The organism is Methylocystis sp. (assembly GCF_051061285.1).
Lineage (GTDB): Bacteria > Pseudomonadota > Alphaproteobacteria > Rhizobiales > Beijerinckiaceae > Methylocystis.
Genome location: NZ_JBPFEA010000018.1, coordinates 83,857 through 95,000, shown reverse-complemented (window position 1 = coordinate 95,000; position 11,144 = coordinate 83,857). Strand labels below are relative to the sequence as shown.

10 protein-coding genes, 1 tRNA gene and 1 riboswitch (1 of these 12 running past the window's edge) are annotated in these 11,144 nt (G+C 63.8%); of the genes, 3 read left to right on the top strand and 8 right to left on the bottom strand.

Annotation, left to right across the window (positions count from 1 at the left end; all coding sequences use genetic code 11):
* Positions 1–1,530, top strand: partial view of a M23 family metallopeptidase gene (locus ACR65T_RS06560; RefSeq protein WP_434495724.1) — the 3' portion only. It extends 486 nt beyond the left edge of the window; only the last 1,530 of its 2,016 coding nucleotides appear in the window; its start codon lies off the left edge, out of view; its stop codon occupies positions 1,528–1,530.
* Between the two features lie 51 nt (positions 1,531–1,581).
* Here the strand turns inward: ACR65T_RS06560 and ACR65T_RS06555 are convergent, their stop codons facing one another.
* Positions 1,582–1,848, bottom strand: coding sequence for a phosphopantetheine-binding protein (locus ACR65T_RS06555; protein ID WP_434495723.1), 267 nt, complete (start codon positions 1,846–1,848; stop codon positions 1,582–1,584).
* 393 nt (positions 1,849–2,241) lie between these two features.
* Here ACR65T_RS06555 and ACR65T_RS06550 point away from each other — a divergent pair, with 393 nt between their 5' ends.
* Both ACR65T_RS06550 and ACR65T_RS06545 read left to right on the top strand, forming a co-directional pair.
* Positions 2,242–2,439 carry a type II toxin-antitoxin system VapB family antitoxin gene (locus ACR65T_RS06550; RefSeq protein WP_196391946.1) on the top strand — a complete coding sequence of 66 codons (198 nt, stop codon included), beginning with the start codon at positions 2,242–2,244 and terminating at the stop codon, positions 2,437–2,439.
* Entirely contained in the window at positions 2,436–2,798 is a 363-nt protein-coding gene (locus tag ACR65T_RS06545; protein WP_434495722.1) for a PIN domain-containing protein, read from the top strand. The genes ACR65T_RS06550 and ACR65T_RS06545 overlap by 4 nt, the downstream gene beginning before the upstream one ends.
* Here ACR65T_RS06545 and gluQRS read toward each other — a convergent pair.
* The 7 genes from gluQRS to ACR65T_RS06510 all read right to left on the bottom strand — a co-directional run bounded on the left by gluQRS (position 2,793) and on the right by ACR65T_RS06510 (position 10,934).
* On the bottom strand, positions 2,793–3,647 hold the full coding sequence (gene gluQRS / locus ACR65T_RS06540; RefSeq protein ID WP_434495721.1) for a tRNA glutamyl-Q(34) synthetase GluQRS: 855 nt from the start codon (positions 3,645–3,647) through the stop codon (positions 2,793–2,795). The genes ACR65T_RS06545 and gluQRS overlap by 6 nt on opposite strands.
* A 79-nt stretch (positions 3,648–3,726) precedes the next feature.
* Entirely contained in the window at positions 3,727–4,356 is a 630-nt protein-coding gene (cmk, locus tag ACR65T_RS06535; protein ID WP_434495720.1) for a (d)CMP kinase, read from the bottom strand.
* Positions 4,353–5,702 carry a 3-phosphoshikimate 1-carboxyvinyltransferase gene (gene aroA, locus ACR65T_RS06530; protein ID WP_434495719.1) on the bottom strand — a complete coding sequence of 450 codons (1,350 nt, stop codon included), beginning with the start codon at positions 5,700–5,702 and terminating at the stop codon, positions 4,353–4,355. The genes cmk and aroA overlap by 4 nt, the downstream gene beginning before the upstream one ends.
* A gap of 121 nt (positions 5,703–5,823) precedes the next feature.
* Positions 5,824–5,898: transfer RNA gene (locus tag ACR65T_RS06525), tRNA-Gly, on the bottom strand.
* 234 nt (positions 5,899–6,132) lie between these two features.
* On the bottom strand, positions 6,133–8,613 hold the full coding sequence (locus ACR65T_RS06520; RefSeq protein ID WP_434495718.1) for a TonB-dependent receptor: 2,481 nt from the start codon (positions 8,611–8,613) through the stop codon (positions 6,133–6,135).
* 214 nt (positions 8,614–8,827) lie between these two features.
* Positions 8,828–9,829: a c-type cytochrome gene (locus tag ACR65T_RS06515; RefSeq protein WP_434495717.1), complete on the bottom strand. Its 1,002-nt coding sequence runs from the start codon at positions 9,827–9,829 to the stop codon at positions 8,828–8,830.
* 4 nt (positions 9,830–9,833) lie between these two features.
* Complete coding sequence (locus ACR65T_RS06510; protein WP_434495716.1) at positions 9,834–10,934, bottom strand: 2'-deoxycytidine 5'-triphosphate deaminase; 1,101 nt, start codon at positions 10,932–10,934, stop codon at positions 9,834–9,836.
* A gap of 100 nt (positions 10,935–11,034) precedes the next feature.
* A riboswitch (SAM riboswitch) is annotated at positions 11,035–11,113 on the top strand.
* The last annotated feature ends 31 nt before the right edge of the window (positions 11,114–11,144 follow it).

Genomic DNA, 11,144 nt, shown 5'->3' with positions numbered 1-11,144 from the left:
ACCGACGCCCGCGCTCCCGAAAACGCCGCCGACGCCGATCTCGCCCCGGATCTGGCGGAAGTCTCGTTCGAGACCCGGGACCTCGCCGCCGTGACGGTGATGGCTCAGAGCGCCCAATTGACGCTCGCCGAAGCGCAGGCGCAGGTGATCGAGCAGGTCAAATCCAGCCTCGCCGCCGGAACGCAAGCGGCGGCGCTGCCCCTGCCCGGCCAGATGCTGCTCACGCGCACGAGCCGGGCGGCGATCGACCCTCTCGCGCTCGCCTATGCGACGCCTGGCGGATCGCTCACGCCCTTCTCCGGAATCGAAGTGCGCATGGTGGCGGAAAACGTCACCGTCGCGCCGCGCGATACGCTGCAGCCGACGCAGATGGAAGAGAAGCTTGTCGTCGTGAAGCGAGGACAGACGCTCGCCGACGTGCTGGACAGCGTGGACGTGCCCAAAGGCCGGGCCGCCGCGGTCGCCGCCGCCTTCAAGAACAAGCGCGGCGAGCCGGTGCGCGAAGGCCAGCGCGTCAAGCTGCTCTTCGCCGACTTCGACGGCTCGGGCAAGAACATGCAGCTGGCCCGCATGTCGGTTTACAACGACGAAACGATCGAATCGGTCGTCGCTGCGACCGACAGGGGCGCATTCATGCAGACGCCGACGGCGCCCACGTCGCTCGCCAAAAATGGCCGATCGAAGTCGCACAATGAGGTCGAGGAAGATGAAGGCGCGATGCGCCTCTATGATTCCCTTTACGAAACCGCGCTCAAGCAGCAAATTCCGCGACCGATCATCAATGAGCTCGTGCGGGTTTTCGCAAATGACGCCGATCTGCAGCGCGGCGTTTCCGGCGGCGATACGTTTGACGTCTTCTATGACGAAGCGGAGGACGGCGCGACCGCGGGTCGCGACGCGCTGCTCTATGCGTCGCTGACGACCCGTAACGAAACCTATCGCTATTACCGCTTTTTTACCCCCGACGACGGGCTGCTCGACTACTACGACGAGAACGGCCGCTCGAGCCGCAAATTCCTTGTGCGCAAGCCGATCGCCATCGGCGAAACGCGCTCAGGCTTCGGCATGCGCCGCCATCCGATTCTCGGCTATTACAAGATGCACACGGGCGTCGACTGGGCGGCGCCGATCGGCACGCCGATTCTCGCGGCCGGCAACGGCACGGTCATCAAGGCGCAGTGGGATTCGGGCTATGGACGGCGCGTCGAGATCCAGCACGCCAACGGCTACATCACCACCTACAATCACATGTCGGGCTTTGCGCGCAGCGTGAAGGAAGGCATGCGGGTCAAACAGGGCCAGGTGATCGGCTTCCTGGGCTCGACCGGATTGTCGACCGGACCGCACCTTCACTACGAGGTGATGGTCAATGGCCATTTCGTCGATCCGATGCGCGTCAAGCTGGCGCGCACGCGCGAGATCGAGGGCCGGCTTCTCGCAGAATTCAGGAAAGAGCGCGATCGCATTGACTCGCTGATGGCGAAGGCGCCGAACAACAGCGCAAAAGTGGCGACTCGTCAGGCCCGGTAAGCTTCGATCTTTGTTGCGGCCTCCGGGCTGGGCGGCCCGAAACGACCTTTCTTAGGCCGCCTGGAGCCATTCGTAGGCGGGGGCGAACTGGGCGGCGCGCACGCCCCGGACAATATTCTCTATCGTCGCCATCGTCCGGCGATTGAGCGAGTCGCGCGGGAATTCGACGCGAAAGTCGCGCTCGATCGCGAGCAGCAGGCGGATCGCCGTATAGGGCGTCATGCCCAACTCATAGAGATTGGCGCGCGGCGTCAGATGGCTCGCCGGAACGCAGATCTGGGCTTCCTGATCGATCAGGCTTTGGATCGTCTCGAACATTTCGCTCTCCCTTGCCGCTTTGGAACTCAATGATCGAAAGCTACCGGGAGCCCGAGAAAATGTTCGTGCGCCGACACACACGGAGAACTGCAGGGCGATCGGGCGAAGGGCTTCTTCATCTTGAGGAGCGTGCGCAGCACGCGTCTCGAAGGGCGAGGAAGCCCGTTTCGCGTATTTTTCCTCACCCTCGTCCTTCGAGACGCCGCCTGCGATCTCGGGCCTGCCCGAGATCGACATTAAATTCGCAAGTCGGGTAAACCCGACTTGCGGGCGGCTCCTCAGGATGAGGGTGAGGAAAACAATCCTTCACCCGATCGCCCTGCGGAGAACCGGCATCGGCATTGTTACCGGCATCAAATGATGCTATTTCTGTGCTTCTCAGTGGGAGCACGCATGCGCACGACAATCGCGCTCGACGATGAGCTCGTGGCCAAGGCCCAGGATTTCACCGGACTTACGGAAAAATCGGCGCTGATCCGCGAAGCGCTCAAGGCGCTTATCGAGCGAGAAAGCGCACGAAGGCTGGCGCGTCTCGGGGGCTCGGAACCACAGCTTCAAGACATTCCCCGACGGCGATCGACCCCGAAGTGATTCTCGTCGACGCATCGATATGGGTTGGCCACTTCCGCCAAACGAATGTTCGGCTCGCCGCTTTGCTGAACAACAGCGAAGCATTGACGCATAATTTCGTCATCGGCGAGCTCGCGCTTGGCAATATGGCCAGCAGAAACACCCTGCTGCCGCTGTTGCGCAATCTTCCGAGGGCGCCGCTTGCCAGCGACGACGAAGTCTTGAAGTTGATTGACCGGCGCGCGTTGCATGGCGCGGGCATCGGATATGTCGACGCCCATCTGCTCGCCGCAACGCTGCTCGCCGCGCCGGCGTCGCTTTGGACGGGGGACAAACGACTGCAATCCGCCGCTGCGCGCATCGGAATCTCGGTTCTATAAGCCTATGCGCCGGCGCACGTCGGCGGGCGTCCAGCCCTCCGCCCGCAGCGCCGTCGAAGCGACGCTCTTCGCAAGCTTCTCGCCGTTCTCGTCCAGAACGAGGCCGTGGTGGCGATAATCCGGCGCCGGCAAGTCTAACAGTCGTTGCAGCAGGCGATGCAGGCTCGTCGCTTCAAACAGATCCTTGCCGCGCACGACGTCCGTCACCCCCTGCAGCGCGTCGTCAACGACGACGGCGATATGATAGCTCGCCGGCGTGTCCTTGCGCGCGAGGACGACGTCGCCCCACTCTGACGGATCGGCGACAATGTCGCCGGCGTCAAATTCGCGCCACGAGAGCCCCTGCCCCGCCAGAGCGGCCGCCTTACGCATATCGAGCCGCAGCGCGACGCCGCGCTGCGTTAGGACCTCGCGCGCCGCACGTCGCGGCTTGTCGCGGCATGTCCCCGGATAGAGCGGCGCGCCATCGGGGTCGCGCGGCCAGCCCGGCTTGCCAGCCGCAAGGCGCGCAATGTCGGAGCGCTTGCAGTCGCAGGCGTAAATGAGCCCCATCGCGTCCAGGCGCTCGAGCGCGCCGGCATAGTCTCCGAAATGCTCGGACTGGCGGCGGACCGGCCGCTCCCAATTGAGCCCGAGCCAGGCGAGATCTTCATAGATCGCCGCCTCGAATTCGACGCGGGCGCGGCCTGTATCGATGTCCTCGATGCGCAACAGCAAGCGCCCGCCGCACTGGCGCGCGAGATCGAAATTCAGAAGCGCCGAATAGGCGTGGCCAAGATGCAAATAGCCGTTCGGCGACGGCGCGAAGCGGAAGACGCGCTGGCTATCCGCTGTCACTCCCGACGTCATTGCGAGGAGCGCAGCGACGAAGCAATCCAGCCGCCCACCAATGCCTGGATTGCTTCGCTTCGCTTGCAATCACGAAACTTCAACGTCGCGCCTTTTCCACCACTCCCCGCGCGGCCGCGAAAGCCTCCTCGATGTCGAGGTCGGTCGTGTCGAGCGTCACCGCGTCAGCGGCCGCCTTTAAGGGCGCGGCGCTGCGGGCGCTGTCGCGGGCGTCGCGCTTCTTCACGTCTTCGAGAATGGCGGCGTAGTCCGCTTCTTCGCCGGCGCGCGCAAGCTCCAGAGCGCGGCGGGTGGCGCGCGTCTCCGGCGCCGCGGTGACGAAAATCTTCACCTTCGCGTCGGGGCAGATCACCGTGCCGATGTCGCGGCCATCGAGGACGGCGCCTTCCGGCCGCGCCGCGAAGCCCCGCTGCATGTCGACGAGCGCCGCGCGCACCGCCGGCATGGCGGCGACGACGGACGCCGCCTCGCCCATGTCGCGGGCGCGCAGCCGCTTTTCGTCGAAGTCAGTGAGCGACAGGCTGCGCGCGGCGGCGACCGCGGCTTCGACGTCGTCGAGCGGGAGCCCCTCCTCCAGCAACGCGCAGGCCGTGGCGCGATAGAGCAGCCCCGTGTCGAGATGCGGCAGGCCGTAATGCGCCGCAAGGCGTCGCGCCAGCGTGCCCTTCCCCGACGCCGCGGGGCCGTCGATGGCGATGACGAAGCTCACGAGAAGCGCGCTCCGAGTCGCTCCATGAGCGGGCGAAACGCCGGAAAGCTCGTCGCGATCATCGTCTCATCGTCGACCGTGACGTTCTTCTCGGCGGCGAGCCCCATGACCAGAAAGCTCATGGCGATGCGATGATCGAGATGCGTCTCGACCATGCCGCCGCCGGCGACCCTGCCGCCGCGCACGATCAAGTCGTCATCGACGATCTCGCAGTCGACGCCATTGGCTTTGAGCCCGGCGGCGACCGCCTCGAGACGATCCGATTCCTTCACCCGCAATTCGGAGAGCCCGCGCATCCGCGTTTCGCCTTGTGCAAAAGACGCCGCGACGGCAAGGATCGGATATTCGTCGATCATCGACGGCGCCCGCGCCGCCGGCACGTCGACGCCGGCAAGATGCGAGGAGCGCGCGCGAATGTCGGCGACCTCTTCGCCGCCCTCCTCGCGCCTGTTCTCGAAGGCGACATCGGCGCCCATTTCCTGCAGCGTCGTCAGCAGACCGCTGCGCAGCGGATTGATCATGACGCCTTCGATGACGATGTCCGAACCCTCGACGATCAGCGCGGCGACGAGCGGAAAAGCCGCCGATGACGGATCGGCGGGAACCCGCACGTCGCGCGCGATCATTTCCGGGCGCCCTTCGAGCGCAATCTTGCGGCCATGCGGGCCGTGAGGCGCGCTCACGACCTTGGCGCCGAAATGCGCGAGCATTTTTTCGGTGTGATCGCGCGACGCCTCGGCCTCGATCACCGTCGTTTGGCCAGGCGAATTCAGTCCGCAGAGCAGCACCGCCGATTTGATCTGCGCCGAGGCGACGGGCGTCTTATATTCGACCGGCAGAGGCTCGCTCGATCCTTGCAGCACAAGCGGCAGACGGCCGCCCTCGGCCTGCTCCAGAACCTGCGCGCCCTGCAGCGCCAGGGGATCGAGAATGCGCTTCATCGGGCGTTTCCGCAGCGAGGCGTCGCCGTCGAAGCGCGCGAGGATCGGGTGGCCGGCGACGACGCCCATCATCAGCCGCGAGCCGGTGCCGGCATTGCCGAAATCGAGGGTCTCGGTCGGCTGCAGCAGCGAGCCGAGCCCGGCGCCCCAGACGCTCCAGCGCCCGTCCGCGTGGCGCAGGATCTTCGCGCCAAGCTGGCGGCAGGCCTGCGCGGTGCGCAGCACGTCCTCGCCTTCGAGAAGCCCTTCGACCTTCGTCTCGCCGATGGCGAGCAGGCCGAAGATCAGCGCGCGATGAGAAACCGATTTATCGCCCGGCGGGCGCACGCGGCCCGACAGCGGCCCGGATCGATGGGCGCTGAGCGGCGCGGCGGGGGCGTGAGCATGGGCGGCGGCGGTCGGCATCGTCACTTTCGGTCGAGGGCTTCGCCACCCGCTTCGCACTTTTGGCGATAATGCTCAACAGCGGCGGCTGACGGGGCCGGCATAGGCTGACGGGGCCGGCATATATGGCAGCGCGTGAGATTGGAGCGGGCGATGGGAATCGAACCCACGACATTCAGCTTGGGAAGCTGACGTTCTACCTCTGAACTACGCCCGCGCGCTCCTTGTGTAACGCGGGAGGCCGCCCGTTTCAACGGGAGCACCCTCCCTCCGGTCGGGGCTGAAGGGCTTCCTCATCCTGAGGAGCGCCGGAGGCGCGTCTCGAAGGACGAGGAAAGCCTTTCCCGCGCGGTTTTGGTGAGGAAGACCATTCCCCCCTGCAATCACGGCCGGTCGACTTCCTCACTCCGTTTTTCACTTCTGGATTTCGGCCAGAAATGCGCCGCTCCGCTCACTCCCAGAACTTCACCAGATTGAACGGCTCCATCAGGTCCGGGCCTTTAACGGATGGGTCAAATTCAATAGGCCCTCCGAACGTCAGGCGCCAAGCCGGCGGCTCGATCGGATGCGCATGGACATCCATTCTGCCGACGGCGCAGTTGGCGGCGGTCACCGGCGCGGCGCTGACGCCGTTGCAGGCCTGGTAGAGCGGATCCGTTCCGATCAGAGAGCCATAGCCATAGGCGATCAGCTGCGAACGAGAGTTGAGCATGTTGAAGACGTCGAGCTGGAACTTCCAACCTTCCTTCCAGCGATAGCCTATGCGCGCATTCACCGTGCCGATCGCGGGGCTTTTGAAAAAGCCGTCCTGCGTCAGAGCGCGCGGGCCGATGTAGCGATATTTGAGCGCCCCAAACCAGCCCGTCGACTCGCCCAATTCCAGAACCGCCGTCGCGACGATGGGCGCGGCGTTGATCAGGAAGTTTCCCGGCTTGTTGCCAAGAAAAGTTCCCCAGGGCAGCGCATCCGGCTGCAGCAGCGCGTAGTAAAGGTCTGCCTGATCCTTGTCGAAGCCGAGAAAACGCGCGTTCACCATGGTCAGGTCGCCTTCGAATCCCAACCATGAGAACGGCCGATAATGATTGGTGAACTCGAATCCAACGCGGCGGCTCGGAGGCCCGAACACCGTATTGCCTTCGTCGCCGGCAAAGACATTTTCCGATTGGAGCTGAATCCAAAAGAGCGTCAGCGCCGATTCCAGATTGTCGATCGCTCTCGTTTTGACGCCGACTTCAGCGCCTGTCGATGGCGAAAGCAGCGGCCGGCGTTGCGCGAACGTGTAGCCGAGATCGTCCGACGCCTCGGTCGTCGAGAACGTCTGCGTCGTGCCGCGCGCGTCCGTCGAATGGAATCCACGTCCGAAGTTAAGATAGAAGTCGGTTTTGTTGTCGAAGGGATTGATGATCACCGAGGCCTTGGGACTAAGCAGCTGTCCGGTGCTCGCCCCATTATTGAAGGGCGCGGTCCAAAGCCGGACTGGTTGACTCGGATTATCCCCGACGTAACCCACGATGGGCGAAGCCCAATAGCTTTGAAGGCCGCCGACGCTCGCCCAATAATAGTCCCAACGCGTGCCGACGACCGTCGTCAGCCAAGGAGCCCACTTTGTTCTGATGTCGCTGAAGAGGCCGATGCTCGCCTCGCCAACGCGGTCATTGCGAATCGCATCATAGGCCCGGCGGTTGTATGTGTCCTGCAACCCGACCCGAATGTCGTCGTAACGCCCCTGATAGCCAAAACGCAGTTCGAACGGCGTCTCGGCGACGTTGAACTTGATGCCGTGAACGCCATTCGAACCGAGCATGGTTCGACGATCGAACTGACGGAACTGGTCGCCAAGAATGGGATGAGACAAGAAGTAGGTAAAATCGTTGAACAAATCCAAGGTCGAATGTACGGCGTAACCTTCAATGCGGGAATAATTTGTCTCGCTGAGCTGGCTCCAATGGCCGGATATCGAGAAGCGGGTTGTGTCGCCGCCATCGGTCGGGTTCATCGTTCCCCAGCGCGACATCAGCCCCTGTTCGACGGCGCGTAACGGAATTTGGTCGGTCGAATTCCAGCGATTGGCGTAGGCCATGCCGGTAATGCCGAACCCATCCGCCTCGGTGCCGCGTATCCAACGCATCACAGCGTTGATCTTGCGCACTCTGTTCGGCACGAGCCAAGGACCGTCATACACCGACGCCTCAGCGGCGCCGAGAATGTCGCCGCCCATGAACGCCCAAGATTTCATGCCGAATTGGCGCGCGAATCCGAATTCGCCCGCGCTTGATGTGAAAACGCCCGTCGGCACCCTGTTCAAATACTGCATGCGGATGGTGCCGGCGTTCGAGAAATCGCCATCCTCGACGTTGTAGGGGCCCTTCCGCGCATCGATCGACGCGAGCAGTTCCGGCATGACGAAATTCGCATCCGCGTAGCCTTGGCCATGGCCATGGGTGCGCATGTTGAGCGGCATGCCGTCGAGATAAAGCGCGAGATCGGTGCCGTGATCGAGATCGAAGCCGCGCAGATAGTACTGGTTGGCCTTGCCCTCGCCGCTGTGCTGGGTCACGGCGAGGCCTGGCACGATTTCGAGCGCCTCTCCGGGGCGATAGAAGGGAATTGCGTTGACTTGTCCGCCGGTGAAAAACCTCTCGCTCGACGAGGTCATTTCCTGCGGACCCGCGGGATAATCGATCTTGGGCCCCAGCGCGGTGTCATTCTCGGACGACTGTCCGGAGGGCCCCGGCGCGACTTCGACTAGCCTGGTCGGCCGCGCCGGACCCGCCGGACGGGCCGCATGTTGACTTGTCGCTCGCCGCGCCGCATGTCCGCCAACATTGATCGTCGGCAATGCCGTCTGAGCGGACGCCTCGCTTAAGAATACGCACGCCCAGCCCGCCGTAAGAGCGAGGAGCGAGGCAGTCGTCGGGTGACGTCGGTTCATGCGTGGCTGCCGTGTATGATAAATTGTTCGTGACAGCTTATTCTCGGCGGCCGGGCGCTGAAGTTAAAGAGTGTTTTTATAGGAATTTCGCGATTGTGCTGATCTGTTGCAAACGGGACACACGCGGATCCAACCTCGTTTAAGGGCGTCCCCTCAGATCGGAAAAAGATTCAATTGTTCGTTGCGAACGCCCCGCTCTCACAAGACCGCACGATCATCTCACATTCGGATTCCTTACCTCCGCCTTCTGCTTCTCGATCTCCTTCAGCTTCGCGCGGATCTGGCCATAGGGCCCGTATTTGTGCTGCTCCTCGGAGAAGCCGTCGGCATAGGGGCCGTAAGGCGCGTCGATCGGCTTTTTCAGAAGGTCGGGAAAATCCTTTTCCAGCCCGGCGCGATGCGGCCTCGGCTTTGAGATCATCAGCGCCGCGACGTCCCAGGCTTCTTCCGGGGAGAGCCGCGGATGCAGATAATCGACGCCGTCCGGCATGTTGGAATGAACGAAGTTCGCCGCCGTGATCAGCCGCGCCATGCCGGCGCCGTCATTGAAACTGTCCGAGCCCCAGAGCGGCGGAAAGGCGTAGCCGGCGCCAAGCCCCGGCAGGCTGTTCTGCACGCCGGCGCCGTCGACGTTGTGGCAGCCGATGCAGCGCGCCTGATAAATATCGCGCCCGCGCATCGGATCGGCGGCGCGGTCAAGCTCCGGCATGGTTCCAGCGCCGAGTCCCGAAAGCTTTTCTCCCTTGCGCACGCTGGACGAGAGAAACTGAATATAGGCGACGATGGCGCGCATCGGCGCGGACGATGCCGGCAAAGGGCGGCCGTTCATGCTGCGCGTCATGCAGGAATTGATGCGCTCCTGCAGCGTGATCTGCGCGCCGGTGCGCGCGCTATAGGCGGGGAAATCCTTGGCGAGGCCAAAAATCGGCAGACCGAATTTCTTCACGCCGGCGTCGAGATGGCAATTGCCGCAGGCGAGATTGTTTCCAGCGTAGCGCTGCGCGGGGTCGGGCATGTCCGGCCCGATATGGGAATAAGTCGCGGTGATGAGATCGCGCCCGTGGCGGATCAGCCGGCTATGCGCGTCATAAGGCAGCGCGTCGACTTGTGGAACCGACCAGAACTTCGCGCTCGACGCGCCGAGTTCTTCGGCGGCGGCGGAAGACCCGAGCGCCAAGAACGCGAAGAGCGCGCCGCCAGTAAGCGCCTTGCGCATGAGATCACTCCACCATGAAATGTTTCGAGAGCTTGAGCCCCTGCCCCTGATAATTCGACACGCCGCTCTGGCCGTAGAGCGCCTCTGGGGTTTCGGCCATGTGTTCATAAACGAGGCGGCCGATGAACTGACCGTCTTCGAGGATAAAGGGCACTTCGCGCGAGCGCACTTCGAGAACGGCGCGGGCCCCCGGCCGCCCGTCCGGCCCGGCGCCGAAGCCGGGATCAAAGAAGCCGGCGTAATGCACCCGGAACTCGCCGATCGCCGCATCCATCGGCGCCATTTCGGCGGCGAGATCGGGCGGAATCGCGAGGCGCTCGTGCGAGGCGAGAATGTAGAAATCGCCCGGATCGAGAATCAGCCTTCCGTCGCGCGCCGGCAAGCGGTCCCAGTAATCGTCGATGTGATAGGCGCCGATCCGATCGACGTCGATCACGTCTGTGTGCTTCTGCGCGCGATAGCCGATGATTCCCCCGAACGCGTCCGCGTCGAGCGCAACCCGCAGCACGACGCCGTCGCGTAAGTTGAGCGGACCGTCGACGAGCGGCGAAGTGCGATGCAATTCGGCGAGCGCCGCGTCGCCGAGCGTCCCGCCATGCGATTCGCTCTGCGCATAATTGCGAAAACGCAATTGGTTCAATCGCGTGCCTGTGCGAACGCGCACCGAAAAGCTGCGCGGCGACACTTCGGCATAGAGCGGACCGTGATATCCGGGGGCGACCTCGTCGAAGCGGTCGCCGCGATCCGTGATCAGCCGCGTGAAAATATCGAGGCGCCCGGTCGAGCTTTTCGGATTGGCGGCGCCAAGGACAGCGTCGCCGAGCGCCAAGCTTTCCAGAAGCGGCACGACATAGAAGCAGCCACGCTCCAGCACGGCGCCGTCGCCTGCAAGCGACATCTCGTCATATTTGAGCGCGGAGAGGAGCTCGTCGACGCCGCGCCGCTTTCCCGGCAGAAAACTGGCGCGCACGCGATAGGCCTTGGGGCCGAGCCGCAGATCGAGACTGGCTGGCTGAATCTGCCCATGCGCCAAAGGCGCGGCGAGGCGGATCTGACCGGCCTCGGCCATCGCCTGAATCTGCCGGCTGGAAAGCACGCCGCCCATTCGTCTATCGCCCCGTCGCCTTTCCTTGCGCTGGCATAAGCGCCAAATCGCGCCGCCTTTCAAGCCGAGGCTGTTGACAGCTGAGGTCCCTCTGGCCTCTATAAGCGCACGTGGTTATTTGAGCCGGCCGGCTTGCCGCCACGAAAAACAACGCGCTAAAAGGCCGGGTCTCCCTAAGGAAGCCCGCTTTTTGCGTCGCAGCGCCGTTCG

Coding starts and splice junctions, on each gene's coding strand:
- ACR65T_RS06510 (WP_434495716.1), bottom strand. CDS start 10,934: ATGGGCGGCGTGCTTTCCAGCCGGCAGATTCAGGCGATGGCCGAGGCC.
- ACR65T_RS06550 (WP_196391946.1), top strand. CDS start 2,242: ATGCGCACGACAATCGCGCTCGACGATGAGCTCGTGGCCAAGGCCCAG.
- ACR65T_RS06520 (WP_434495718.1), bottom strand. CDS start 8,613: ATGAACCGACGTCACCCGACGACTGCCTCGCTCCTCGCTCTTACGGCG.
- ACR65T_RS06515 (WP_434495717.1), bottom strand. CDS start 9,829: ATGCGCAAGGCGCTTACTGGCGGCGCGCTCTTCGCGTTCTTGGCGCTC.
- aroA (WP_434495719.1), bottom strand. CDS start 5,702: ATGCCGACCGCCGCCGCCCATGCTCACGCCCCCGCCGCGCCGCTCAGC.
- gluQRS (WP_434495721.1), bottom strand. CDS start 3,647: ATGACGTCGGGAGTGACAGCGGATAGCCAGCGCGTCTTCCGCTTCGCG.
- ACR65T_RS06555 (WP_434495723.1), bottom strand. CDS start 1,848: ATGTTCGAGACGATCCAAAGCCTGATCGATCAGGAAGCCCAGATCTGC.